At 70.6% G+C, this 24460-nt stretch carries 23 protein-coding genes; 14 read left to right on the top strand and 9 right to left on the bottom strand.

What is annotated here, in order from left to right; genetic code table 11:
* Nucleotides 1-109 precede the first annotated feature (109 nt).
* Nucleotides 110-790 (top strand): IspD/TarI family cytidylyltransferase, encoded by a 681-nt coding sequence (locus tag QM595_RS13375; RefSeq protein ID WP_415172059.1) that lies wholly within the window; start codon nucleotides 110-112, stop codon nucleotides 788-790.
* 136 nt (nucleotides 791-926) lie between these two features.
* Here QM595_RS13375 and QM595_RS13370 read toward each other — a convergent pair whose 3' ends face one another.
* Both QM595_RS13370 and QM595_RS13365 read right to left on the bottom strand, forming a co-directional pair.
* Nucleotides 927-1496, bottom strand: a complete 570-nt coding sequence (locus QM595_RS13370; protein ID WP_415172058.1) for a 2-C-methyl-D-erythritol 4-phosphate cytidylyltransferase — start codon at nucleotides 1494-1496, stop codon at nucleotides 927-929.
* A 60-nt stretch (nucleotides 1497-1556) separates the two neighbouring features.
* Nucleotides 1557-2042, bottom strand: coding sequence for a CarD family transcriptional regulator (locus QM595_RS13365; RefSeq protein WP_415172057.1), 486 nt, complete (start codon nucleotides 2040-2042; stop codon nucleotides 1557-1559).
* A 223-nt stretch (nucleotides 2043-2265) separates the two neighbouring features.
* Between QM595_RS13365 and QM595_RS13360 the strand changes: the two genes are divergently transcribed.
* Genes QM595_RS13360 through QM595_RS13350 form a run of 3 tightly spaced genes read left to right on the top strand, consistent with a single transcriptional unit; the run spans nucleotide 2266 to nucleotide 4363 of the window.
* Entirely contained in the window at nucleotides 2266-3057 is a 792-nt protein-coding gene (locus QM595_RS13360; protein WP_415172056.1) for a UbiA family prenyltransferase, read from the top strand.
* 30 nt (nucleotides 3058-3087) lie between these two features.
* On the top strand, nucleotides 3088-3609 hold the full coding sequence (locus QM595_RS13355; protein ID WP_415172055.1) for a hypothetical protein: 522 nt from the start codon (nucleotides 3088-3090) through the stop codon (nucleotides 3607-3609).
* A 1-nt stretch (nucleotide 3610) separates the two neighbouring features.
* Nucleotides 3611-4363 (top strand): phosphoglyceromutase, encoded by a 753-nt coding sequence (locus tag QM595_RS13350; protein WP_415172054.1) that lies wholly within the window; start codon nucleotides 3611-3613, stop codon nucleotides 4361-4363.
* Nucleotides 4364-4570: 207 nt separating this feature from the next.
* Here the strand turns inward: QM595_RS13350 and phoU are convergent, their stop codons facing one another.
* Complete coding sequence (gene phoU, locus QM595_RS13345) at nucleotides 4571-5218, bottom strand: phosphate signaling complex protein PhoU (protein ID WP_415172053.1); 648 nt, start codon at nucleotides 5216-5218, stop codon at nucleotides 4571-4573.
* A gap of 122 nt (nucleotides 5219-5340) precedes the next feature.
* Between phoU and QM595_RS13340 the strand changes: the two genes are divergently transcribed.
* Nucleotides 5341-6489 (top strand): sensor histidine kinase, encoded by a 1149-nt coding sequence (locus tag QM595_RS13340; protein WP_415172052.1) that lies wholly within the window; start codon nucleotides 5341-5343, stop codon nucleotides 6487-6489.
* Nucleotides 6486-7163, top strand: a complete 678-nt coding sequence (locus tag QM595_RS13335; RefSeq protein WP_415172051.1) for a response regulator — start codon at nucleotides 6486-6488, stop codon at nucleotides 7161-7163. The genes QM595_RS13340 and QM595_RS13335 overlap by 4 nt, the downstream gene beginning before the upstream one ends.
* Before the next feature lie 85 nt (nucleotides 7164-7248).
* Here QM595_RS13335 and QM595_RS13330 read toward each other — a convergent pair whose 3' ends face one another.
* On the bottom strand, nucleotides 7249-7752 hold the full coding sequence (locus QM595_RS13330; protein ID WP_415172050.1) for a YbjN domain-containing protein: 504 nt from the start codon (nucleotides 7750-7752) through the stop codon (nucleotides 7249-7251).
* A complete protein-coding gene (gene mshA / locus QM595_RS13325) occupies nucleotides 7749-8984 on the bottom strand; it encodes a D-inositol-3-phosphate glycosyltransferase (protein ID WP_415172060.1) in 1236 nt (411 codons plus the stop codon). The genes QM595_RS13330 and mshA overlap by 4 nt, the downstream gene beginning before the upstream one ends.
* A gap of 126 nt (nucleotides 8985-9110) precedes the next feature.
* Here mshA and QM595_RS13320 point away from each other — a divergent pair, with 126 nt between their 5' ends.
* The 4 genes from QM595_RS13320 (at nucleotide 9111) to QM595_RS13305 (ending at nucleotide 14808) form a co-directional block, all read left to right on the top strand.
* The gene (locus tag QM595_RS13320; RefSeq protein WP_415172049.1) at nucleotides 9111-9851 is read left to right on the top strand and encodes an SDR family NAD(P)-dependent oxidoreductase; all 741 of its coding nucleotides are present in this window, start codon (nucleotides 9111-9113) and stop codon (nucleotides 9849-9851) included.
* Nucleotides 9852-10014: 163 nt separating this feature from the next.
* On the top strand, nucleotides 10015-10704 hold the full coding sequence (locus QM595_RS13315) for an aspartate/glutamate racemase family protein (protein WP_415172048.1): 690 nt from the start codon (nucleotides 10015-10017) through the stop codon (nucleotides 10702-10704).
* 121 nt (nucleotides 10705-10825) lie between these two features.
* Nucleotides 10826-12715, top strand: a complete 1890-nt coding sequence (gene typA, locus QM595_RS13310; RefSeq protein WP_415172047.1) for a translational GTPase TypA — start codon at nucleotides 10826-10828, stop codon at nucleotides 12713-12715.
* Nucleotides 12716-12852: 137 nt separating this feature from the next.
* Complete coding sequence (locus QM595_RS13305) at nucleotides 12853-14808, top strand: MFS transporter (RefSeq protein ID WP_415172046.1); 1956 nt, start codon at nucleotides 12853-12855, stop codon at nucleotides 14806-14808.
* Nucleotides 14809-14899: 91 nt separating this feature from the next.
* Here the strand turns inward: QM595_RS13305 and QM595_RS13300 are convergent, their stop codons facing one another.
* Together QM595_RS13300 and fgd are read right to left on the bottom strand one after the other, a co-directional pair.
* Nucleotides 14900-15667, bottom strand: coding sequence for an enoyl-CoA hydratase/isomerase family protein (locus QM595_RS13300; RefSeq protein WP_415172045.1), 768 nt, complete (start codon nucleotides 15665-15667; stop codon nucleotides 14900-14902).
* Nucleotides 15664-16680, bottom strand: a complete 1017-nt coding sequence (gene fgd, locus QM595_RS13295) for a glucose-6-phosphate dehydrogenase (coenzyme-F420) (RefSeq protein WP_415172044.1) — start codon at nucleotides 16678-16680, stop codon at nucleotides 15664-15666. Before fgd ends, QM595_RS13300 begins: the two co-directional genes overlap by 4 nt.
* A 75-nt stretch (nucleotides 16681-16755) precedes the next feature.
* Here fgd and QM595_RS13290 point away from each other — a divergent pair, with 75 nt between their 5' ends.
* From QM595_RS13290 to QM595_RS13280, 3 genes are all read left to right on the top strand, one after another.
* Nucleotides 16756-18327: a fatty acyl-CoA synthetase gene (locus QM595_RS13290; protein WP_415172043.1), complete on the top strand. Its 1572-nt coding sequence runs from the start codon at nucleotides 16756-16758 to the stop codon at nucleotides 18325-18327.
* A 78-nt stretch (nucleotides 18328-18405) separates the two neighbouring features.
* Entirely contained in the window at nucleotides 18406-19305 is a 900-nt protein-coding gene (locus tag QM595_RS13285; RefSeq protein WP_415172042.1) for a LysR substrate-binding domain-containing protein, read from the top strand.
* 65 nt (nucleotides 19306-19370) lie between these two features.
* A complete protein-coding gene (locus tag QM595_RS13280) occupies nucleotides 19371-20303 on the top strand; it encodes a LysR family transcriptional regulator (protein WP_415172041.1) in 933 nt (310 codons plus the stop codon).
* Here the strand turns inward: QM595_RS13280 and QM595_RS13275 are convergent.
* Both QM595_RS13275 and QM595_RS13270 read right to left on the bottom strand, forming a co-directional pair.
* Entirely contained in the window at nucleotides 20256-21173 is a 918-nt protein-coding gene (locus QM595_RS13275) for a LysR family transcriptional regulator (RefSeq protein ID WP_415172040.1), read from the bottom strand. The genes QM595_RS13280 and QM595_RS13275 overlap by 48 nt on opposite strands.
* A gap of 130 nt (nucleotides 21174-21303) precedes the next feature.
* Nucleotides 21304-21633, bottom strand: a complete 330-nt coding sequence (locus QM595_RS13270) for a hypothetical protein (protein ID WP_415172039.1) — start codon at nucleotides 21631-21633, stop codon at nucleotides 21304-21306.
* Nucleotides 21634-21637: 4 nt separating this feature from the next.
* On the opposite strand from QM595_RS13270, the gene QM595_RS13265 reads away from it, so the two are divergent.
* Nucleotides 21638-24361, top strand: coding sequence for a beta strand repeat-containing protein (locus tag QM595_RS13265; RefSeq protein ID WP_415172038.1), 2724 nt, complete (start codon nucleotides 21638-21640; stop codon nucleotides 24359-24361).
* The last annotated feature ends 99 nt before the right edge of the window (nucleotides 24362-24460 follow it).

The following is a 24460-nucleotide window of genomic DNA, read 5'->3' as shown; positions in this document are numbered from 1 at the left end:
GTCGGTCGCCATGCCTCCGGCATGGCTCCCTCCTCCGCCTTGCCATGACGCACGCTGGACAACGCCGAGCTCGACGCCGAGTTCTCAAACGCGCTCTAAGGTGTACGCCGTGCCCAGCGCTCTCGTCGTTCTCGCTGCCGGGTCCGGCTCCCGGGTCGGCGCGGGGGTCAACAAGGTGCTGCTGCCGGTCGCCGACACGACCGTACTCGGGCTCACCCTGCGGACGGCGATGGCGGTCGAGGACGTCCGACGGATCGTGCTCGCGGTCCGTGCCGGCGAGGAGGCGGCGGTCTCCGAGGCCGTGGTCCCGGTGCTCGGTGCCGGCGAGGTGCACGTCGTGACCGGCGGCAAGACCCGGCACGCCTCGGAGTGGGCGGCGCTGCGGGCGCTGCGCGAGGAGGTGGAGTCCGGCGAGATCGACGTCGTCGCCATCCACGACGGCGCCCGGCCGCTGGCGCCGGCGGCGCTGTTCACCGAGACCATCCGGACCGCGCGCGAGGTCGGCGGCGCCATCCCCGTCGTCCCGATGAGCGACGTGGTCGACCGAGCTACCCTCGCCGCGCACAGCGGCGTGGCCGGGGTGCAGACCCCGCAGGCGTTCCGGGCCGGCGACCTGCTCGACGCCTATGCCCGAGCGGCGGCCGACGGCTTCGAGGGCACCGACACCGCCGCCTGCCTGAGCGTCTACAGCGACGTGCGGATCGCCGCCGTCCCGAGCAGTCTCCTCAATCTCAAGATCACCTATCCCGAGGACCTGACCATCCTGGAGACGCTGCTAGGGAAACGCTGATCAATGGCGCCGTCGCGAGGCGAGTGCGCTGGCAAGCCGTGGACGCGAAGGCAGGCTGGGCGCCTGTCGAGCGTCCGCGGCGCGGCCAGCGTGCCGCATCGCGGCGCGCAGCAGGCGGGATTGATCAGCGTTTCCCTCACGGCGTCGTAAGTGCCTCGAGGAGACGTACGTCGTCGGGGCTGGAGACCCGGCGGCCCTCGGCGGGCGCCTCGAGGGTGACCACCGGGAACCGCTCGCGCAGCGCCGCCGCGAGGACCGCGAAGTCATGCGACGGGAGGCCGGACAGGGCGGCCACCACCGCCTCGGGCAGCACGATCGGCGAGGTGACGACGTAGAGACCGTCGCGGTCGACGGTCTCCCCCACCAGCCCCGCGGCGACCTGCTTGACCGTGTCGGTCACCGGCCTGACCGCGACCACCACAACGTCGTCGGCCACTGTCCGGTCGATGCAGGCGCGCACGAAGGTCGCCGGCGTCATCGGGCACAGCGCATCGTGCAGCACCAGCGGGCCGCCCTCCTCGACGACCCAGCGCCACGGCCGGCCGACGTCGACGGCCCGCACCCCCGCCTCCCCCAGCGCCCAGGCGGCACAGGCGACCAGCGCCTCGCCGTGGATCAGCGTGAACGGCAGCGAGCCGCGCTCGGCCTCGACGACGGTGCCGTGCACCGGCGCGGCCAGCTGGACGTCGTACGGATCGGGGAGCATCGCCGGGCCAAAATAGCGAAGGCCCCCGGCTGGGTCGCCGGGGGCCTCACGCGATCAGCCTCAGGAGGCCAGGACCTCGTCCAGCAGAGCCTCTGCCTTGTCCTCGTTGGTGCGCTCGCACAGCGCGAGCTCGGAGACGAGGATCTGGCGGGCCTTGGCGAGCATCCGCTTCTCGCCTGCGGACAGCCCTCGGTCGCGCTCGCGGCGCCACAGGTCGCGCACCACCTCGGCCACCTTGTTGACGTCGCCGCTGTGCAGCTTCTCCAGGTTGGCCTTGTAGCGGCGCGACCAGTTGGTCGGCTCCTCGACGTGCGCCGCACGGAGGATCTCGAAGACGCGGTCGAGGCCGTCACGGTCGACGACATCGCGAACACCGACCAGGTCGAGGTTGCCGGCAGGCACCCTCACCACGAGATCCTGCTGGGCGATGATCCGAAGGACGAGGTATTGCCGCTCCTCCCCCTTGATGGTCCGCATCTCGATGTCTTCGATGATGGCGGCCCCGTGATTCGGGTAAACAACGGTCTCGCCGACGGTGAAAGTCATATGTCAGGTACCCCTTCCTAGACAGCCAAGTCTAGCACGGTCCCCGGACAGTGGAATCCGCGTTTATGCAGGTCAGAGCCGCAATCGGCCGGTCGGGAAGGGTTGACAGACATGGGGTCGGTGTGGTGGCGCCCGGTTTCTCGGGGTACGACGACACGCCCACCGGGGCACCGAATCCTCGGTGCGTGTGACGGCCGGGTCGGGTCTGACGGATACTCGACGAGTGACCGAACAGCAGACCGAGCCGACCGAGGCCGAGGCTGCCGACCCGGCCCGGCGGCCGCTGGCCCGGCTGTGGCGGCGCGTCGTCGATACCCTCCCGGTGCTGCTCGTCCGCGCCGCCCATCCCCGCCAGGCGGTGCTCACCGCGCTCGCGCTTGCGGGGGCCGCCACGCTCGCCGGTAGGCCCCAGCGAGAGGTGCTGCTGGTGGGGGTGACCGTCCTGGTGGGCCAGGTGCTGCTGGGCTGGTTCAACGACGCGGTCGACGTCGCCCGCGACCGCGCTCACGGTCGCGACAAGCCCGTCGCCGCCGGCCGGCTCGACACCGGCACGCTCTGGTTCGCGATCTGCTGCGCGGTGCTGCTGCTGATCCCGCTGACGGTCAACAACGGGCTGCTGGCGGGGGCCTGCTACCTGGTCTCGGTGCTGGTGGCGGCGCTCGGCAACCTCGACTCCGGACTGGTACGGCGGGGCCTGCTGTCCTGGCTGCCCTGGGCGATCAGCTTCGGGCTCTATCCCGCGTTCCTCTCCTACGGCGGCTGGGGCGGCCAGGCCGAGGGCAGCCCGCCCCAGCCGGCCGTGGTCGCGCTCGCCGCCCTGCTGGGCATCGGCGTGCACTTCCTGACCGCGCTGTGGGGCCTGGTGGCCGACAACGAGGACGGCTGGACCTACCTCCCCCTGCGCGCCGCCAGCGTGGTCGGCGCCACCCGGCTGCTGCTGCTGACGCTTCTCTACCTCGCCGTCGTGACCGTGGCGCTGGCGGTCACCGCCCATCAGGTCGGCCTGACTGCCTAGCACCGGCGAGGCACCGCTAGGCTGTCGGCCGTGATGACGACTTCTCGCCGTTTGCTCGCGGTCGCGGCCGCCGCCGTCGCGCTGGCGCCGGTGCTGAGCTCGTGCGGCTTCGACTACGCGACCGACCGTCCCAACACGATTGCCAACGGCGGCTACCACATCCTCGGCGACGTCCACGTCCTCGCAGCCCGGATCGTCGCACCCGAGGACGGCACCGGCTCGTTCATCGCCACCATCACCACCGACGCCGACACCCCGGCCGTGGAGCTGACCGGGCTCTCGGGCGACGACCTCACGGTCGACGACCTCACTCCCGTCGAGGTGCCCAGCCACGGCATGGTCAACCTGGCCACCGAGGGGCCGATCCCGGTCACCGGCGGCTTCAAGGTCGGCGACAGCGTCCCGGTCTCGCTGACGTTCGACACCGGCGACTCGATCGACGTCGACGCCATCGTCGTACTCGCCTGCCACGAATACGCCGGCATCGCCGAGGAGGACGCGCCGGACTGCGACTACCCCGAGCTGCCCACCGTCGGCGGCGACGAGCACTGAGATGAGCTACACCCTGGTGCTGCTGCGCCACGGCGAGAGCGAGTGGAACGCGCTCAACCTCTCCACCGGCTGGGTCGACGTCGCGCTCACCGAGAAGGGCCGCGAGGAGGCGGTGGCCGGCGGCGCGATGCTCAAGGAGCATGGCCTGCTGCCCGACGTCGTACACACCTCGCTGCTGCGGCGCGCGATCAACACCGCCGCCATCGCCCTCGACGTCGCCGACCGCCACTGGATCCCGGTGCGGCGCGACTGGCGGCTCAACGAGCGGCACTACGGCGCCCTGCAGGGCAAGAACAAGGCCGAGACGCTGCAGAGGTTCGGCGAGGAGCAGTTCATGCTCTGGCGCCGCTCCTACGACGTGCCCCCGCCGCCGCTCGCTGACGACGACGAGTTCTCACAGGTCGGCGACGTGCGGTATGCGAGCCTGGGAAGTGAGGGCTGCGAGGTGCCGCGCACGGAGTGTCTCAAGGATGTCGTGGAGCGGCTCGTCCCCTACTGGGAGTCGGCCATTGTCCCCGACCTGCAGTCGGGCAGGACCGTCTTGGTCACCGCTCACGGCAACAGCCTGCGGGCGCTGGTCAAGCACCTCGACGGCATCTCCGACGACGACATCGCCGCGCTCAACATCCCCACCGGGCAGCCGCTGGTCTACCGGCTCGACGAGTCGCTCCAGCCGCTGGTCCCCGGCGGGGAGTACCTCGACCCCCAGGCCGCTGCTGCCGCCGCCGAGGCCGTCGCCAACCAGGGCCGCTGACACCCCCGGCCGGCTCAACCCCGCGAGCAGGCGCAAACTGACACCCAAAGCGCGCCGAGCGGGCGCAAACTGACACCCAAAGCGCGCCGAGCGGGCGCAAACTGACACCCGAAACGTGCCGAGCAGTCGCAAACTGACCAGGCGTCACTCGCAGCCGATGTCAGTTTGCGACCGCTCACCGGCCTAGCGATGTCAGTTTGCGACTGGTCAGGAGGCCGGGGTCTCGCCGGTGACGACGAACACGACCCGGTTCGCGACCGAGACGGCGTGGTCGGCGATCCGCTCGTAGTAGCGGCCCAGCAGCGCGATGTCGACGGCCGCCTCGACGCCGTGGTCCCAGTCCTTCGAGAGCAGCTCGGTGAAGCTGGAGCGGCGCAGCTTGTCCATCTCGTCGTCGTCGGCGCGCAACAACCCGGCGGCGTCGACGTCCCGGCTCCGGATGATCTCGCCGGCGCGGTGGACCATGTCCTCGGCGACCTCGGCCATCCGCGAGATGGTGGGGCGGGCGGGCTCGGGCACCGCGCTGTTCGGCGTACGCAGCCGGGCGATCTTGGCGACGTGGACGGACAGGTCGCCCATCCGCTCCAGGTCGGAGACCATCCGCAGCGCGGCGACCACGACCCGCAGGTCGGTGGCGACCGGCGCCTGCAGCGAGAGCAGCGCGAGGGCGTTCTCCTCAACCCTCTCCCGAGCCCCGTCGATCGCCGCGTCGGCGCTGATCACCTGCTCGGCGATGGCGGCATCGGGCGTCAGCAGCGCCGCGGTTGCCTTCGTGACGGCTACCTCGACGCTGGCGCAGATATCGGCCAGGTCGGAGAAGACGGACTCGAGTTGGTCGTGGAAGGCTTCGCGCATGAGGCGAACATACGCACGGTAGTTGTCCGGCAGGCGCTGTTGGGTGAACGAGGGGTGAACGTTGACGTCCCCGTTGCTCGCATGGCGAATCCCCGGTGAATCGGGGCCTTACGCTTGAGTCTGTGGAGGTGTTGCTCGCCGCGCTGCTGGGCGCTGTCGTCGCCGGGGCGGCGGTGCTGGCCTGGCACGTCAGCGACCGGCAGCAGCACCACCTGCCCCCGGCCGAGGCACCGGTCGTGCCGCCGGAGGTCGCGACAGTGCTGTCGGTGCTGCGCAGCTCGGCGGTCATCGTCGACGACGCCGACACGGTGGTGAAGGCCAGCGCGCCGGCGTACGCCATGGGGCTGGTGCGTGGCACCGCGCTGGTCTCGACCGAGCTGGAGGATCTCGTCCACCAGGTCCGCCGCGACGGCCAGATCCGGGAGACCGAGCTGGTCATCGCCCGGGCCGGCGCCTCGCCGCGTCATGTGACGGCGCGGATCGCGCCGCTGGGCAGTCGGCTGGTGCTGGCGCTGGTGGAGGACCGCACCCGGGAGCGCCGCATCGAGGCGGTACGACGCGATTTCGTCGCCAACGTCTCCCACGAACTGAAGACCCCGGTCGGCGCCATCCGGGTGCTCGCCGACGCGGTCGCCGACGCGGCTGACGACCCGGTCGCGGTGAAGCGGTTCGCGGACCGGATGCTGACCGAGTCCGACCGGCTCACCCAGCTGGTGCAGCAGATCATCGAGCTGTCCCGGCTGCAAGGCGACGAGCCGCTGGAGGCACCGGTCGCCGTCGACGTCGACGCGGTCATCGACAACGCCGTGGACGTGGTGACGATCGACGCCCAGCGCAAGCAGATCAGGGTCGTCACCGGCGGCACCAAGGGGCTGCGGGTCTTCGGCAACGAGGAGCAGGTGATGACGGCGGTGACCAACCTGGTCGCCAACGCGGTCAACTACTCCGAGGTCGGCTCCAGCGTCTCGATCACCGCCAAGGCCGATGCCGGCGCCGTGGAGATCGCCGTCGTCGACCAGGGCATCGGCATCCCCCCGGCCGAGCTCGACCGGATCTTCGAGCGGTTCTACCGCGTCGACCCGGCTCGGCACCGCTCCACCGGCGGCACCGGCCTGGGACTGTCCATCGTCAAGCACGTGGCCGCCACCCACGGCGGCGAGGTGCGAGTCTGGTCCGTCGAGGGCCAGGGCTCCACCTTCACCCTCACGCTCCCGCAACACCTGACGCCCGAGCCATTGGTGTCAGCAACTACCAAGGAGGAACGCCCGTGACCCGGGTACTCGTCGTCGAGGACGAGGAGAGCTACAGCGAGGCGCTCTCCTACATGCTCCGCAAGGAAGGCTTCGAGGTCGCCATCGCCGAGAACGGCGATGACGCGCTCAAGGAGTTCGACCGCTTCGGCGCCGACATCGTCCTGCTCGACCTGATGCTGCCGGGCATCCCCGGCACCGAGGTCTGCCGACAGATCCGCGCGACCTCGTCGGTGCCGGTGATCATGGTCAGTGCCAAGGACGACGAGGTCGACAAGGTCGTCGGCCTCGAGCTGGGCGCCGACGACTACATCACCAAGCCCTACAGCCCGCGTGAGCTGGTCGCCCGCATCCGCGCCGTACTCCGCCGCGGCAGCGAGCCCGACCTCTCCCCCGCGGCGCTGGAGGCGGGGCCGGTGCGGATGGACGTGGAGCGCCACATCGTCACGGTCGACGGCAACGAGCAGCGGCTGCCGCTCAAGGAGTTCGAGCTGCTGGAGATGTTCCTGCGCAACCCTGGCCGGGTGCTGACTCGCGGCCAGCTCATCGACCGGGTCTGGGGCAGCGACTACGTCGGCGACACCAAGACCCTCGACGTCCATGTGAAGCGGTTGCGGGCCAAGCTCGAGCCCGACCCGTCCGAGCCGAAGTACCTCATCACGGTTCGCGGCCTGGGCTACAAGCTCGACCTGTAACCGCCGACACCGGCGTGCTGGTCAGTTTGCGACCGTTCACCGCGATCTGGCTGTCAGTTTGCGACCGGTCAGCGGGATTTGGGCGTCAGTTTGCGACCGGTGGGTCGGGGGCCAGGTGGCGGAACGCCTCGAGATTGGCGGTGGGCTCGCCGCGCAGCAGCCGCCACTCCCACTCCTTGCGGATGGAGGAGGCGAAGCCGAGCTCGAGGATGACGTTGAAGGACTCGTCGGCATAGGTCAGCACCGAGCCGAGCAGCCGGTCGAGCTCGTCGGGGGTGATGGTCGAGAGCGGCAGCCGGGCGTCGAGGTAGATGTCGCCGTGGTGGTCGAGCGCGAACGCGACGGCATACATCTTCAGGTTGCGCTCGAGCAGCCAGCGGTAGACGCCCTCGTGGTTCTCGTCGGGCCGCCGGCAGACGAAGGCGTGTACGCCGAGCGCGTGGGTGCCGACGTCGACCCGCACCGGCGTCTGCAGCTTGCGCTCCCCGGGCAGCGCGAAGGAGAACGACACCTCACCGGTCTCGGCGGCGGCCTGGGTGAACTCGATCTCGTTGGCGCTCAGCCACTCGCGGACGACCTCGGTGCTCACGCGACGCCCTCCCGCATCATCGAGCCGGCCCGCTCGTAGAGCTCCAGGGTGCGGGCGGCGGTGACGTCCCAGGAGAACTCGCCGGCGTGGCGCACCGCGCCGGCCCCCAGTCGCCGGCGCAGCACGTCGTCGGCCACCACCCGGGTGAGCGCGTCGGCCCAGCGCTCGGGATCGTGACCCTCGACGAGCAGGCCCGAGACGCCGTCCTGGACGGCGGTGGTGAGACCGCCGACGGCGGCCGCGACCACCGGCGTCCCGCAGGCCTGGGCCTCGATGGCGACCAGCCCGAAAGACTCGTTGTGGGAGGGCACCGCGACCAGCGTCGCGGCGGAGTACCACCGGGCGAGATCGGCCTGCGAGACCGGCGGCACGAAGCTGACGACGTCGGCGATGTCGAGCTGGCAGGCCAGCGCGGCCAGCGACTCGGGCCGGTCCAGGCCGGTGCCGGACGGGCCGCCCACGATCGGCACCAGCAGCCGGTCGCGGAGTGCCGGCGTGCGCCGCAGCATCACCGCGACGGCGCGCAGCAGCACGTCGGGCGCCTTGAGCGGCTGGATCCGGCCGGCGAACATCAGCACCGCCGCGTCGAGGGGCAGTCCGAGCTCGCGGCGCGCCGTGGTGGCGTCGTACGGCGTGAAGAGGCTCAGGTCGACGCCCGGGTGGATGACCTCGACCCGGCCGGGGTCGGCGTCGTAGAGCTCGACGAGCTGCTTGGCCTCCAGGTCGGTGTTGGCGACGAGCACATCGGCGGCCTCGACCACCTGCTCCTCACCGATGACGCGAGCGGCCGGCTCCGGGGTGTCGTCCTCGGCGAGCGAGAGGTTCTTGACCTTGGCCATCGTGTGCATGGAGTGGATCAGCGGGACCCCCCACCTGTCCCGCGCCAGCGCGCCGACCTGGCCGGAGAGCCAGTAGTGACTGTGGACGACGTCGTACCACCCCACCGGGCGGGTCGCCTCGGCACGCAGCACCTCGCGCGCGAAGGTGCACAGCTGGCCGGGCAGCTCGGCCTTGGTGAGCCCCTCGAAAGGACCGGCGTGGACGTGCCTGACGGTGACGCCGTCGCCGGCCTCGACCAGCTGCGGCAGCCGCGAGGAGGTGGCCCTGGTGAAGATGTCGACCTCGATGCCGCGCGCGGCCAGCCGCCGGGAGAGCTCCAGGACGTAGACGTTCATGCCGCCCGCGTCACCGGTGCCGGGCTGGTCGAGCGGGGAGGTGTGCAGGCTGATCATCGCCACCCGCCGATGCCTCGCAAGCTCACTCACGCCGCACCCCCTTGTCCGCGTTGTGTCCTCAGCGGACAACCCCGCCGACCACCCCATCATTCCCCCATCGGCCGGGGTGAGGACAATGTGGTCATGAAGACCGCCGTCGTCACCGGGTCCTCCAGCGGCATCGGGGCCGCCACCGCCCGCCAGCTGGCCGCCGCCGGCTACCACGTGTTCCTGGCCGCTCGGCGCGCCGACCGGATCGAGGCGCTGGCCGAGGAGATCGGGGGTACGGCGGTCGCCACCGACGTCACCTCGGCCGAGTCGGTCGCCGGGCTGGCCGAGGCGGTGGGGCCGAGGCTCGACGTGCTGGTCAACAACGCCGGCGGCGCGTTCGGCTCGGCGCCGGTGGCCCAGGCCGACGCCGAGCAGTGGCGCCGGATGTACGAGGTCAACGTCATCGGGCTGATGCAGGTGACCAAGGCGCTGCTGCCCGCGCTGATCGCCTCCGGCGCCGGCACCATCCTCAACGTCGGCTCGACGGCTGGCCGGATCGCCTACGAGGGCGGTGCCGGCTACACCGCCGCCAAGCACGGCACCCAGGTGGTGACCGAGACGCTGCGGCTGGAGCTGTGGGACCAGCCGGTGCGGGTGATGGAGATCGCGCCCGGGATGGTGCGGACCGACGAGTTCGCGCTGGTGCGCTTCGACGGGGACGAGGAGAGGGCGGCGGCCGTCTACGCCGGAGTCGCGGAGCCGCTGGTCGCCGAGGACATCGCCGACATCATCACATTCATGGTGACCCGGCCGGCGCACGTCAACCTGGACGAGGTGGTCGTCCGGCCACGAGCACAGGCCGCCCAGCACAAGGTGCACCGCAATCCACGGTGACCAGACGCAAACTGACCGCAGATCCACGGTGACCAGACGCAAACTGACCGCAGATCCACGGTGACCAGACGCAAACTGACCGCAGATCCACGGTGACCGGACGCAAACTAACCGGGCGGTCGCGGATTCTCCGCTGCGCGGTGCTCGATGTCAGACTGCCAGCGTGCAGACGATCGGACTGATCGGTGGGCTGAGCTGGGAGTCCAGCGCGGCCTACTACGAGGGCCTCAACAAGGGCGTCCAGCAGCGGCTGGGCGGTCTGACCAGTGCCAAGATCGTGCTCGTCTCGGTCGACCTCGCCGAGGTGACCGCGCTGCAGCACGCGGACGACTGGGACGCCGTCGCGGCGATCCTGGTCGAGGCCGCACGGGGCGCCGAGCGGGCGGGCGCCGACTTCCTGCTGCTGGCCAGCACTACCATCCACCGGGTCTACGACCAGGTCGCCGCGGCGGTGTCTATCCCCGTCGTACACCTCGCGGACCTGATGGCCCAACGGCTCCAGCAGGCCGGCATCGGCACCGTCGGCTTCATCGGCACGAAGTTCACCATGGAGGACACCTTCTTCGCCGAGCGGATCGCCGAGGCCGGGATCGACGTCAACCTGCCCGACCCGATCCACCTCGACACCCTCGACTCGATCGTCTACGACGAGCTGGTCTTCCGCACCGTCACGGCGAGCTCGCGCAAGCGGGTGCTGACGATCATCGATGAGCTGACCGACGCCGGCGCCGAGGGCGTCATCTTCGGCGCCTCCGAGCTGTCGCTGCTGATCCGGCCGACCGATCTCGACGTACCGATCCTCGACGTCATCACCGTGCACGTCGAGGACGCTCTTGACCGCGCGCTGGCCTGAGCCCGTGTTCTGAGACGTCGCGGCTCACGGGGCGGGTCCGCCCGAGAGCGAGGATGCGAGCCTGACGGCGCCGCGCCGATAGGATTCGGGGGATCCCTGGAGAAAGTCGAGTCGCTCACGCATGTCCGAAACCAAGGCAGCCAACCTGCGCAATGTCGCGATCGTCGCGCACGTCGACCACGGCAAGACGACGCTGGTCGACGCGATGCTGAAGCAGGCCGGCGCGTTCACCGAGCACCAGGTCGAGTCGGTGGCCGACCGGGTGATGGACTCCGGCGATCTGGAGCGCGAGAAGGGCATCACCATCCTCGCGAAGAACACCGCGATCCACTACACCGGGCCGAGCTTCCCTGCGGGCATGACGATCAACATCATCGACACCCCCGGCCACGCCGACTTCGGCGGCGAGGTCGAGCGCGGGCTGTCGATGGTCGACGGCATCGTGCTGCTGGTCGACGCCTCCGAGGGCCCGCTGCCGCAGACCCGGTTCGTGCTGCGCAAGGCGCTCAACGCCGACCTGCCCGTCGTGCTGGTGGTCAACAAGGTCGACCGCGGCGACGCCCGCATCGACGAGGTGGTCGACGAGACCTACGAGCTGTTCATGGACCTGCTCGACGACTCCCACAGCCAGGACGCCCTCGACTTCCCGGTCGTCTACGCCTCGGGCAAGGCCGGCATCGCCTCGCTGACCAAGCCCGACAACGGCTCGCTGCCCGACGGCAACAGCCTGGAGCCGCTGTTCCAGACCATCCTGGAGACCGTCCCGGCGCCGACCTACACCGAGGACGCACCGCTGCAGGCGCACGTCACCAACCTCGACGCCTCCCCGTTCCTGGGCCGGCTGGCGCTGCTGCGCATCCACGCCGGCACGCTGCGCAAGGGCCAGCAGGTCGCCTGGATGCGGCGCGACGGCGAGGTCAAGAACGTCAAGATCACCGAGCTGCTCATCACCAAGGGCCTCGACCGCGAGCCCGGCGAGGAGGCCGGCGCCGGCGACATCGTCGCGGTGGCGGGCATTCCCGAGATCATGATCGGCGAGACGCTGGCCGACCCGGAGAGCCCGGTCGCGCTGCCGCTGATCCACGTCGACGAGCCGGCCATCTCCATGACCATCGGCACCAACACCTCGCCGCTGGTCGGCAAGGTCAAGGGCAGCAAGGTCACCGCCCGGATGGTCAAGGACCGGCTCGACACCGAGCTGGTCGGCAACGTCTCGCTGCGGGTGCTGCCCACCGATCGCCCTGACGCCTGGGAGGTGCAGGGCCGCGGCGAGCTGGCGCTGGCGATCCTGGTCGAGCAGATGCGACGCGAGGGCTACGAGCTGACCGTCGGCAAGCCGCAGGTGGTCACCAAGCAGGTCGACGGCAAGCTGCACGAGCCCGTCGAGCGGCTCACCATCGACGCGCCCGAGGAGTTCCTCGGCGGCATCACCGAGCTGCTGGCCAACCGCAAGGGCCGCATGGAGAACATGACCAACCACGGCACCGGCTGGGTCCGGATGGAGTTCGTGGTGCCGGCCCGCGGCCTGATCGGCTTCCGCACCGAGTTCCTGACGCTGACCCGCGGCACCGGCATGTCCTCCTCGATCTCCGACGGCTACATGCCGTGGGCCGGCGAGATCCGGCACCGGCAGACCGGTTCACTGGTCGCCGACCGGGCGGGCGCCGCGACGGCGTACGCGATGACGTCGATCCAGGAGCGCGGCACCCTCTTCGTGGAGCCGACCACCGAGGTCTACGAGGGCATGATCGTCGGGGAGAACTCCCGGGCCGACGACATGGACGTCAACATCACCCGCGAGAAGCAGCAGACCAACATCCGCTCCTCGACGGCCGACAACTTCGAGAAGCTGATCCCGCCGCGCAGGCTCTCGCTGGAGCAGTGCCTGGAGTTCTGCCGCGACGACGAGTGCGTCGAGGTGACCCCGGAGATGGTCCGCATCCGCAAGGTCGTGCTCGACCAGAACGAGCGCGGGAAGATCGCGAGCCGAGCGCGTAAGGCGAACAAGTGAGCGGCGCGGAGCGCCAGCGGAGTGCTGCTCACTTGTTCGCCTTCTGCGAGGCGAGGCGATCAGGCGACGAAGGAGCCTCGATCGCGAGCCGAGCGCTAAGGCGAACAAGTAGGACGTTCCGAGGATAGCCTGCGCACGTGGTGGACAGACCCCGGTCGGTTGAGGACCTTCCCCGGAGCAGCCCAGCGGTAGTCGTCGCCGTGCTGGCGCTGTGCGGCATCGTGGTTTCACTGCAGCAGACGCTGCTACTGCCGCTGCTGCCCACGCTGCCGAAGCTGCTGGACACCACCGGCGACAATGTGACCTGGCTGGTGACCGCCACGCTGCTGACCGGTGCGATCGCGACGCCGACCGTCTCCCGGCTCGCCGACATGTACGGCAAGCGCAAGATGATGGTGCTCGCGCTGACGATCACGGTGGCCGGGTCCGCGCTGGGCGCGGTCAGCCAGTTGCTGCCCCTGATCATCGCGGCTCGCGCGCTGCAGGGGGTCGGGATGGCGTTGATCCCGGTCGGCATCGCGATCATGCGCGACGAGCTGCCCCGCGAACGGCTGCCGCTGGGAGTCGCCCTGATGAGCGCGACGCTGGCGATCGGCGCCGGCTGCGGCCTCCCGCTGTCGGGCATCGTCTCGGAGCATCTGAACTGGCACGCCATCTTCTGGCTGACCGGCGTGGTCGGGGTCGTCATGCTGGCGGTGGTGCTGCGGGTGCTGCCCGAGTCCCCGGTGCGCACCCACGGCACCTTCGACATCCGCGGGGCGCTGGTGCTGACCGGCGCGCTCACCGCCGTACTGCTCGCACTCTCCAAGGGCGCCCAGTGGGGCTGGGCCTCCGCCATCACGCTGAGTTGCGCCGCTCTCGGCCTGGTGCTGCTGGGGTGCTGGGTGCCCTTGGAGCTGCATACGCCCAGGCCCCTGGTGGACCTGCGGGTGGCGAGTCGTCGCCCCGTTCTGCTCGCCAACGCCGCCTCGCTGCTCGTCGGCTTCGCGATGTTCGCCAATATGCTGGTCACCACCCAGCTGCTGCAGGCGCCGAAGGAGACCGGCTTCGGCCTGGGCCTGGACGCGCTCCAGACCGGCCTGTGGATGGTTCCGAACGCGGCGGCGTTCGGTCTGATGGCACCCGTCTCCGCCTGGCTCATCCGGCGCCGCGGGCCCGCGGTGACGTTGACCACCGGCGCCTTCGTCATGGCCCTGTCGTACGTCGGCCGGGCGTTCTTCAGTGACTCGCTCTGGCAGATCGTGACCGGATCGGTCGCGGTAGGCATCGGCACCGCGCTGGTCTACGGAGCGATGCCGACCCTGATCACCCGGTCGGTGCCGGTCACCGAGACCGCCTCCGCCAACGGGCTCAACGTGCTGCTCCGCTCGCTGGGCACCTCGACCTCGAGCGCCACCATGGCCGCGGTGACCACCTCCGGCGCGGTCGCGATCGGCGGCGACTCCTTCCCCAGTCACTCCTCGCTGCTGCTGGTGTTCTGGCTGGCCGCGGCGGCATCGCTGTGCGCGGCGACGATCGGGGTCCCGCTGCTGCGGCTGTCCGGCCTGATCGAGGAGACCACGCCACCGGTCGCCACCGGCGAGCGGCGCAGCGCCCTGGTCATCCACGGCCGGGTCGCGACCGCCGCCGGCAAACCGGTCCGCAACGCGGTCGTGTCGGTGCTGACCGCCGACGGCGAGGCGATCGACTGGGGCCAGGCCGACTCCGACGGCCGTTTCACCGCGGCCATCCCAGGGCCGGCGGACTACCTGGTGGTCACCACGGCCGAGGGGTGGCGGCCGGCGTCGCAGCTGATGTGGCTCGAGGAGGGCGGCGACCCGGTCACCATCGTGCTCGCCGAGAAGGTACTGATGTCGGGCGTCATCACCCGGGCCGGCCAACCCCTGGCCGACGCCCTGGTGGTGCTGACCAAGCCCTCCGGGGAGACGGTGAGGACCGCCCGCACCGACGCCGAGGGCCGTTATGAGCTGCCGCGGCCGGCCAATGGCCGCTACGTGCTGACCGCCGTCTCCGCCAGCGGTGCGGCCCGCTCGCGCAATGCCACCGTGTTGGAGGCGCGCGAGATCAGCCTCGACCTCGGGCCGGAGACCTGACCGGGGCCACTCACCGGCGCGCCGAGACCGCGACACGCCGTCTGGTCGGCGTGTCGCCGCACCGGAGCGCCGAGGCAGTGGCCCTCACGCCTCAGAACGTGTTGAACCTCGGCGGCCGCTTCCCGAGGAATGCCGCCACGCCCTCACGGCCGTCGGCTCGGACGGCGTTGGCGCTGATCGCCAGCGACTCCCGGCGCATCGCGACCTCCGGGGCTTGGTCGGCGACCTGGCGGAGCAGCCGCTTCGCGTCGGCCTGCGCGGTCGCCGAGCCGGCCAGCAGCTGGGCGACGACCTGCTCGGTGACCTCGGCCAGCGACTCGTCGGGGACGACCCGGGCCACGACGCCGAGCCGGTGCGCCTCGTCCGCCGTGATGACGTCGTTGAGCAGCGCCAGCCGGAGCGCCGTGTGGAGCCCGAGCGAGTGGACGAGCAGGGTGGTGCCGCCGTCGGGGCTCAGCCCGATCTTGGTGTAGCCGAGCGTGAACTTCGCCGACTCCCCGGCCAGCACGACGTCGGCCGCCGCGGCGAGCGGGAAGCCGGCCCCGGCCGCGGTCGCATGGACGGCCGAGACCACGATCGCCTCGGAGCGGATCAGCGTGCTGATGATCAGGTGCAGCGCCTCGGCGAGGTCCTCCAGATAGTTGCGTACGTCGGCGGCGCCGGCGAAGCCGCCGATGTCGCCGCCGGCGGAGAAGAACCGTCCGGTCGCCCGCAGCACGATCACCCGGGCGGCGTCGGCGTGCGCGCGTCGTACCGCGGCGAGGAGCTCGTCCCCCGACTCGGCGGTGAGGGTGTTGCCTCGATCGCCGTCGGCGAGGGTGATCCAGGCGGCGCCGTCCTTGAAGTCGTAGTCGATCACGCCAGCTCCCGGAGGGCCGGCACGACCTCGGCGGCGAACTGGGTCAGGAAGGCGTCCTGGTCGTTCCCGGGAGCGTGGAAGACGAGGTGATCGAAGCCTGCGTCGACGTAGGGCCGGACCTCGGCCAGCACCTCCTCCGGGGTGGTGGCCACGATCCACCGCTTGGCGACCTGCTCGATGGGCAGCGCGTCGGCGGCGGCGGCCATCTCGGCCGGGTCCTGCAGACTGTGTTTCTGCTCCGCGCTCAGCGAGAGCGGCGCCCAGAACCGGCAGTTCTCCAGCGCCTCCTCCCGGGTGTGGGCATAGGAGATCTTGATCTCGATCATCTTCTCCGGCCAGGCCGCCTTGCTGCCCGCCGCCATGCCCTCGGCCACGGCCGGCAGCAACTGCTCGGTGTAGAGCTCCATGCCCTTGCCGGAGGTGCAGATGAAGCCATCGCCGGCGCGGCCGGCGTACTTGGCCACCGTGGGCCCGCCGGCGGCGACGAAGATCGGCACGCCGCCCTCGGGGTGGTCGTAGACCGTGGCGTCCTTGGTCTTGTAGTAGTCGCCCTCGAAGGTGACCCGGTCCTCCTTCCAGAGCAGCCGGATCAGCCGCACCGCCTCGCGCAGCCGGGCATAGCGCTCCTTGAAGTCGGGCCAGGCGAACTCGCCGGCCACCGCCATCTCGTTGAGCGCCTCGCCGGTGCCGACCCCGAGCACGATCCGCCCCGGATAGAGCAGCCCGAGGGTGCCGAAGGCCTGCGCCATCATCGCCGGGCTGTTGCGGTAGGTCGGCGTCAGCACGCTGGTGCCGAGGGTGACCCGCTCGGTGCGCTCGCCGACCGCGGCCAGCCAGGAGAGGGAGTACGGCGCGTGGCCGCCGATGTGCCGCCAGGGCTGGTAGTGGTCGCTGACCCACACCGAGTCCAGGCCGACCTCCTCTGCCCGGACCGCGAACTCGACCAGGTCCCGGGGACCGAACTGCTCTGCCGACGCCTTGTAGCCCAGTTTCACGTCGGCCAGCCTAGCCATCGACCGGCGAGCCCGTCCGGGCCCGACGCCCTAGCATGGGTGTGACCCATGGCACACCCAGACCGGAGAGTCGATATGCCCGATCTCATCGCGCAAGCCCGCCAGCACGCGCTCGGCGACCTGCCGCGTCGTACCGCGCGGCGGCTGCCGGACAAGCTGGCCATCGTCGACGGCGACACCCGGCTCACCTTCGCGGAGCTCGAGAGCGTGGTCGACGGCACCGCCGCCGCCATCGCCGCGGCGGGGCTGCGCAAGGGCGACCGGCTGGCGCTGCTGTGCCACAACTGCTGGCAGTTCGCGGTGCTGGACTTCGCGGCGGCCCGGGTCGGCGTGGTGCTGGTGCCGATCAACTTCATGCTGGGCGCGGAGGAGATCGCCTTCATCCTCGACCACTCCTCGGCCCGCGCCTTCGTGGTGGAGGACGCGCTGGTGCCCACCGCCGAGCAGGCGCTGGCCGCCTCGGTCGGCACGGTGGCCGACAGGCTGGTGGTCAGGCTGCGCGGCGACGCGGTCGCGCCCGGCTGGGTGGACGCGGCGGCCTGGTTCGAGACCACCGGCCCGGCGCCGTACGTCCCCGTCGCGGACGACGACCCGGTCCGGATGATGTTCACCTCCGGCACCGAGTCGCGCCCCAAGGGCGCGCTGCTGACGAGCCGGGCGCTGATGTGGCAGTACGTCTCCTGCATCGTCGACGGCGGCATGAGCGCGGACGACGTCGAACTGCACACGCTGCCGCTCTACCACTGTGCGCAGCTGGACTGCTTCCTCGGCGTCGACGTCTACCTCGGCGCGACCTCGATCATCCTGCCCGGCCCCGACCCGGCGGCGGTGCTGCGGGCGATCGGCGAGCACGGCGTGACGAAGTACTTCGCCCCGCCGACGGTGTGGATCGGGCTGCTGCGCTCCCCCGACTTCGAGACCGCCGACCTGCACACGCTGAAGAAGGGCTACTACGGCGCCTCACCGATGCCGGTCGCGGTGCTGGAGGAACTGCGCGGCCGGCTGCCGGGTGTGGACCTGTGGAACTTCTACGGCCAGACCGAGATGGCGCCGCTCGCCACCATCCTGCGACCCGACGAGCAACTCCCCTACGCCGGCTCGGCCGGGCGAGCCGCGCTCAACGTCGAGACCCGGATCGTGGACGACAACGACGAGCCGGTGCCGGCCGGCACGGTCGGCGAGATCGTGCACCGCTCGCCGCACGCCACGCTCGGCTACCACGACCAGCCCGACAAGACCGCCGAGGCGTTCCGGGGTGGCTGGTTCCACTCCGGCGACCTCGGCTACGTCACTGCGGAGGGCTATCTCTACGTCGTCGACCGCAAGAAGGACATGATCAAGACCGGCGGCGAGAACGTCGCCTCCCGCGAGGTGGAGGAGGCGATCTTCCGGCTCGACGGCGTCGCGGAGGTGGCGGTCTTCGGCGTCTCGCACCCGCGCTGGGTGGAGGCGGTCGCGGCGGTCGTGGTGCCCAAGCCGGGTGTCTCGCTGACCGCCGAGCAGGTGATGGCGCACGCCCGCGAGGTGCTCGCCGGCTACAAGGCGCCGAAGTACGTCGTCATCGCCGACGCCCTCCCCAAGAACCCCTCGGGCAAGATCCTCAAGCGGCAGCTGCGCGAGCAGCACGCCGCACTGGCGGCCGACTAGCCGATCAGAGCGTGTTCGAGAGCTCGGCGCGGAGCCGGCGCCTCCGAGCTCTCAAACACGTTCTAAGATGAAGCAAATATGGACGTCCGTCACCTGCGCTACTTCGTCGCGGTCGCGGAGGAGCGACACTTCGGCCGGGCGGCGCAGCGGCTCCACATGGCGCAGCCGCCGCTGTCCCAGGCCATCCGGCAGCTGGAGGCAGACCTCGGCGTCACCCTCCTCCACCGCACCACCCGCCGGGTCGATCTCACCGAGGCCGGGGCGGCCTACCTGACCCGCGCCCAAGAGATCCTGGCCTCGCTGGACGGGGCGGCACAGGAGGCCAGGCTGGTCGCGGCCGGCGCCCTCGGACGGCTGGCCATCAGCTGCGTCGGCTCCGCGACGTACTCCCTCCTCCCGGCGCTCTCTCGCCAGCTGGCCACGGAGCTGCCAGGGGTCGACTTCGCCTTCCACGGCGAGATGCTGGTGCCCGACCAGATCGAGGCGCTGCGCTCCGGCGCGGTCGATGTCGCGCTGCTGCGACCGCCGGTCGCCGACCTCTCGCTCACCGTCACGGCGCTGCGCCAGGACCGGCTCGTGGTCGCGCTGTCCGGCGACCACCCGCTCGCTGCCAAGAGGCGAGTGCGGGCCGTCGACCTGCGCGACACCGACCTGATCGTCCACTCCGCCGGCCGCCGCTCGGTGATGTACGACGTCGTGCTCCGCCTCCTCCACGACGCCGGCGTCGAGCCGCGGATCCGCCACGAGGTCGGCGAGACCTCGACACTGATCACCCTGGTCGCCGGTGGCCTGGGCGCGGCGGTCGTCCCCGAGCCCGTCACCGCGCTGGCGCTGGCAGGCGTCGTCTACCGACCACTCGTCCGGCCCGCCACCACCGTAGGCCTGGCCGTCGCCCACCGCGCCCACCGCGCCGAACCTCACCTGACCCGTACCGTCGCCGTGATCGAAGAGGTCTCGAGATCGTCCCCCACGAGATAGGCCGGGACGAAACCGTCGATCGAACCGCCGCTCACAGCAGGTCGTGCTAGCGTGCCGAGTCCCCGATGACACCTGCCGACTTCGACCTCAAGCTCCTCGTGGCCCTACGGGCACTGCTGGAGGAGGCCAGCGTGACCAGGGCCGGACAGCGCATCCAGCTCGGTCAGTCGTCGATGAGTTCGGCCTTGGCCAAGCTGCGCAGCCGGTTCCAGGACGAGTTGCTGGTGCGGGTGGGCCGCGACTACGAGCTGACCCCCCTCGCGCGCGAGTTGCTGCCGCAGGTGCAGCGGACGCTGGCCGAGATCGAGCGTGCGCTCGACGCCGAAGGGCCCTTCGACCCGGCGACGTGCCGCCGGCGGTTCACCTTCCGGTGCTCCGACCACACGGCGATCGAGCTGCGCGAGTTGCTCACGCCGCTGCTGGACCGAGCCCCGGGGATGAGCTTCGAGTTCCGGACGCTGCCCGAGGGGTCGGCGTACAGCGAGCGAGATCTGCTGGCCCACGACTTCGTTGTCGCGACCTCGGACACCCCGATCGAGGGCGAGAGCCGGGCGCTGTTCGCTGACGTCTACGTCTGCCTGCTCGACGCCGACAACCCGGCGGTGGTCGACGGCGAGCTCTCCTGGGAGGCGTTCGTCTCCCTGCGCCACGCGGTGGCCGGCAGCCAGGCAGCGCCGACGCCAGCGGTTCGGCGGCTGCGCGAGCTGGGCCTGCGGCACGAGCCCGTGGTGAAGGCGGCCGGCCTCCTGCCGTTGGCCTCGATCGTGGCCGGCACCGACCTCGTCGCCGTGGTGCCGAGCAGACTCGCCGCACGGCTCGGCCCCGCCACCGGAACCATCGCCGTCCCGGCTCCGTTCCCGGCGACGGAGATCGTCGAGACCATGTGGTGGCACGCCAGCAGGGAACTGGATCCGGCCCACGCCTGGCTACGCGAGCAACTGGTGGCCGGCTCAGGCGGGCTGCAGCGCGCCGAACTCCACGATCTCGGATGCTCGTAACAGCATCGCGACGAGCCACCCCAAGGCGGGATCGTCGTTGCGCGAGGGATGCCAGTAGGCGGCCTCGACCAGCGTGATCGGCGCGATCGGCGTCTCGACGACCCGCAGCCCGAGCACCCCGGCATAGCGCAGCGCCACCCGCTCCGGCACGAAGCCGACCAGGTCGGAGCCGGCGATCATGAAAGGCACCGGCAAGAACCCCTCGACAGTGATCGCCACCCGGGGCTCGATGCCGGCAGCGGCGAGCAGGTCGTCGACGTGGGTCGTCATGGCGGCCCCCAGGACGCTGCGCACGTGCCGCGCCTGGGCCAGGTCGGCCGAGGAGAGGACGCCGTCCGGGCGCAGCCGGGGATGGCCGGCGGCCACGACGCAGACCAGCCGGTCCAGGAACAGCGACCGCCGTTTGCCGGGCAGACCGCTGCCGGCGCCGGCGACGAAGACGTCACGGCACAGCAGGTCGACCGGACTCACCTCGCTCCCGGTCGGCAGGGAGTCGAAGGAGAGCCGGGCGTGCGGGGCCTGCTCGCCCAACAGCGCCTGCAGTGGACCGGCCAGCTCCGCCAAGGGGTAGTCCGATCCCGAGACGTAGAAGGTCCGTGTCGTCGTGGCGGGGTCGAAGGAGGGCGGCACGTCGAGGGTACGGCGGATCTCGGCCATCGCCCGGTCGACTGCGGGCCTCAGACGTCGAGCGGTCGGCGTCAGCTCGAAGACCCGCCCGGTGCGCACCAGCAACGCATCGTCGAACTGCCGCCGCAGCCGGGCCAGCGCCGCGCTGACCGCGGGCTGGGTCATGCCGAGTCGCTCGCCCGCCCTGGTGAGATTGCGCTCGGCGAGCACGGCGTCGAGCACCACGACGAGGTTCGGGTCCACCGGGCGCAGGTCTGTCGTCGGACTCCCGGCAATCGGTGACGTGGCGGGCCAGGAGCCCGGCCTCGGCCCGCGTCGCTGACGCCCCGTGCTTCGCATTCGGCTCCCGCCTTCCGTACGCCGACCTCAATCATCACAAGCACCGATATGAGGTATCGGGAGATGTGACTACCGTCACGTCGCCAGTTTTTGCTCTACTCCATTCGAGCACAAGTGTCGCCACTTTGGCGACCCGAGTCGACCGAAGGAAAGAGTTCTCCATGTCAACCACCATCCGCCGAACACGTGGCGTAGCGGCCGCAGCGCTCACCGGAACCCTGGTGAGCGCTGCCGCGATCACGCTGCAGCCAGCCGCTTTCGCCGCCACTTCCGGGATCAGCTGCACGACCGGGACGGTCTCTGGCACTACCCTGACGGTCGTCTCGGGCGACACCTGCACAGTCAGCTCGGTGTCGACACTCACCTCGTTGACCGTCGAAGACGGCGGCATCCTTACCGCGCCGAGCGGCTACCTGATCAACCTGTCGGTCAACGGCGTTGACACCGGTTCGGTCTACGACGCCTGGCCGCAGGTCACCCAGAGCATCGTGGCCGGCACCTACACCGGAGCGGTGGTGCTGACCCCGACCCTCTCCCACACCATGACCGACGGCTTCACCTTCCCGATCCGCCAGGCGCTCTACGTCGACGCCAACGGGATCAACGAGGACTACTCGGTCACCGCGGACCTCAACGGCACCACCACCCAGACCGACACCCAGACCGACAACCTGCGACTGACCTCGACCGGCGACGGCCAGAACGGAGTCTGGGTCGAGGGCGGCACCTACACGCTCAACAAGCCGACCATCACCATGACCGGCCGCGGCCGCAGCGACTTCGTCGGCGCCGGCTCGGGGGCCATCGTCGCCAACAGCGCCGACGTCACCGTCGACGGAGCCACCATCAACAACAACGGCACGGTGCGCACCGCGCTGATCTCGCAGGGCACCGAGTCCAACCTGGTCGTGAAGAACTCCACGATCTACGCCGGCCCCTCGCCCGAGGACGAGACCGGCTCGCGGATGCCCGCCAACTACATCTCCAGCTCCGCCACGCAGTACATGGAGGGCACCCCCTGGAAGCTCGGCGTCGTCGGCAGCAACCGGGCGACCAACCTGATCGGCCAGCAGAGCAAGGCCTCCTACATCAACTCCTCGATCACGTCCTACGACTGGGGCGCGCTCTCGACCGACTCCGGGTCCTACAACACCCTCACCACGATCAACAGCGAGGTCGACGCCGGCGCCACCTCGGGCTCCAACTCCGGCTACGGCACCTGGGCGATCGGCAACGCCACCGAGAACCTGCTCGGCACCACGATCGCGGCTGGGTCCTACGGCTCGGTCATCACCCACAACGGCAGCGCCACCGTCCACTGGGGCGACAGCGACGCCGACACCGTCGCCGCCCTCAACACCGACCTCTCCCTCGGCCTGACCGCGGACGAGTTGGCCGCGCTGCCTGAGCAGGCGACCAGCGTCACTGCCCGTAAGAGCGCCGCGGCGTTCAACAGCGAGGGCAATCTGCTCATCGACGGCGCCACCACCGTCGAGTCCGGCGACGCCACCTTCCTGGACCGGGCGGACTCCTCCCTCAACACCATCACCATCGACGGCTCCGAGGGCGCCAGCTTCGACTCCGACACCGGCGTCTTCTTCCAGACCATCACCAACGACAACACCGGCGGAGGGACGAAGCAGACCCTCACCGTCAACGGCACCACCTACAGCATCACCGACAACCTCGGTGCCTCCGTCGAGTCCACGGTCACGCCCAACAGCTCCTGGAACCTCAGTGACGCCTCCGCCAGCTCGCGCTCAGAGCTCGACCTGACCGACACCAGCATCGACGGTGACCTCTTCAACGGTGCCCGCATCGGCAAGAACCTGGTCGTCAACCTCGACGGTACGACGGTGCGCGGCCTGATCACCTCCACCACCTACGCGCACCAGAAGTCCTCCATCACCTCCGAGGACTGGGACCTGATCAGCATCGTCACCAACACCGTCGCGGCTCCGGTCAACAACGGCGTCATCGTCAACCTCGCCAACGACTCGAAGTGGATCGTGCCCGGGACGTCGTACCTCACCAGCCTGACCGGCGCCTCCGCCGACTCCATCGTCGGCGCCGGCGGCAAGGACGTCACCGTCACCATCGGCGGCGTCGCCTACTCCCCCGCCGACCTCGACGCCACCACCACCTACACCGGCACCGTCGACAGCCCGATCGTGGTCACCGTCGCCGACGGCGACATCGCCTCGACCACCTCGGTGAGCGTGGCCGACACCGCCTACGGCGCGGACGCCACGGCCGAGGTCTCCGTCGTCGACGCCGACGGCTACCCCGTCGACGGTGACGTCACGGTCTCCGTGGACGGCACCGAGGTCGGCACCGCCACCCTCGACGACGGCGCGGCCAGCGTCGACCTTGGCTCCGACCTGGACGCCGGCGACCACACCGTCACCGTCGACTACGCCGGTGACACCGACGACAGCATCGGGGCCTCGACGGGCAGCACCAGCTTCACCGTCGCCCAGGCGAGCTCGACCACCAGCCTGGCGCTCTCGGCGGACTCGGTGACCTACGGCACCGCACCCACCGCCACCGTCACCGTCGAGGCGGGATCGGCCACCCCGACCGGGGAGGTCACCCTCACCGTGGACGGCACTGAGGCCGGCACCGCCACCCTCACCTCCGGCTCCGCCACCCTCACCCTCGCCGCCGACCTCGCCGTCGGCAGCCACACCCTCACCGCCAGCTACCCCGGCGACAGCAATGTCACCGGCTCCACCAGCAACACCGCCACCCTCACCGTCACCGCAGCCAGCGGCGGCGGCGGCGGCCAGACCACTCCGGTCAGCTCCGCCACCAAGCTCAAGCTGGGCAAGCACACGATCAAGAAGGGCAAACGAGTCAAGGCCACCGTCACCGTGACCGCCACCGGGACCACCCCGACCGGCACCGTGACGATCTACCGCGGCAAGAAGCTCCTGGGCAGCTACACCCTCGACAGCAACGGCGCCCTGAGCGTCAAACTGCCCAAGCTCGCCAAGAAGGGCACCTACAAGATCCGCGCGGTCTACGCCGGCGACGCCAATGTCACCGGCTCCACCAGCAACAAGGCCAAGCTGCGCGTGACCAAGAAGTAACCCCACCCACCGAACGGGCCGGCTGCCACCAGGCAGCCGGCCCGTTCGGCCAAGCTTCGCCGCTGTGGCGAGGCTTGGGCTGACCGAAGGAAGAGTCCT

The sequence above is a fragment of the Nocardioides sp. genome (assembly GCF_047607185.1).
In the GTDB taxonomy this organism is placed as follows: domain Bacteria; phylum Actinomycetota; class Actinomycetes; order Propionibacteriales; family Nocardioidaceae; genus Nocardioides.
Note: the sequence above shows the minus strand (reverse complement) of the source record. Positions and strands in the feature narration are given on the sequence as shown.

What these genes read in the sequence shown, in the direction of transcription:
- QM595_RS13370 (WP_415172058.1), bottom strand. Translation starts at nt 1,496, where the DNA reads ATGCTCCCCGATCCGTACGACGTCCAGCTGGCCGCGCCGGTGCACGGC.
- QM595_RS13320 (WP_415172049.1), top strand. Translation starts at nt 9,111, where the DNA reads ATGAAGACCGCCGTCGTCACCGGGTCCTCCAGCGGCATCGGGGCCGCC.
- typA (WP_415172047.1), top strand. Translation starts at nt 10,826, where the DNA reads ATGTCCGAAACCAAGGCAGCCAACCTGCGCAATGTCGCGATCGTCGCG.
- QM595_RS13290 (WP_415172043.1), top strand. Translation starts at nt 16,756, where the DNA reads ATGCCCGATCTCATCGCGCAAGCCCGCCAGCACGCGCTCGGCGACCTG.
- QM595_RS13280 (WP_415172041.1), top strand. Translation starts at nt 19,371, where the DNA reads ATGACACCTGCCGACTTCGACCTCAAGCTCCTCGTGGCCCTACGGGCA.
- QM595_RS13285 (WP_415172042.1), top strand. Translation starts at nt 18,406, where the DNA reads ATGGACGTCCGTCACCTGCGCTACTTCGTCGCGGTCGCGGAGGAGCGA.
- fgd (WP_415172044.1), bottom strand. Translation starts at nt 16,680, where the DNA reads ATGGCTAGGCTGGCCGACGTGAAACTGGGCTACAAGGCGTCGGCAGAG.
- QM595_RS13365 (WP_415172057.1), bottom strand. Translation starts at nt 2,042, where the DNA reads ATGACTTTCACCGTCGGCGAGACCGTTGTTTACCCGAATCACGGGGCC.
- mshA (WP_415172060.1), bottom strand. Translation starts at nt 8,984, where the DNA reads ATGATCAGCCTGCACACCTCCCCGCTCGACCAGCCCGGCACCGGTGAC.
- phoU (WP_415172053.1), bottom strand. Translation starts at nt 5,218, where the DNA reads ATGCGCGAAGCCTTCCACGACCAACTCGAGTCCGTCTTCTCCGACCTG.
- QM595_RS13350 (WP_415172054.1), top strand. Translation starts at nt 3,611, where the DNA reads ATGAGCTACACCCTGGTGCTGCTGCGCCACGGCGAGAGCGAGTGGAAC.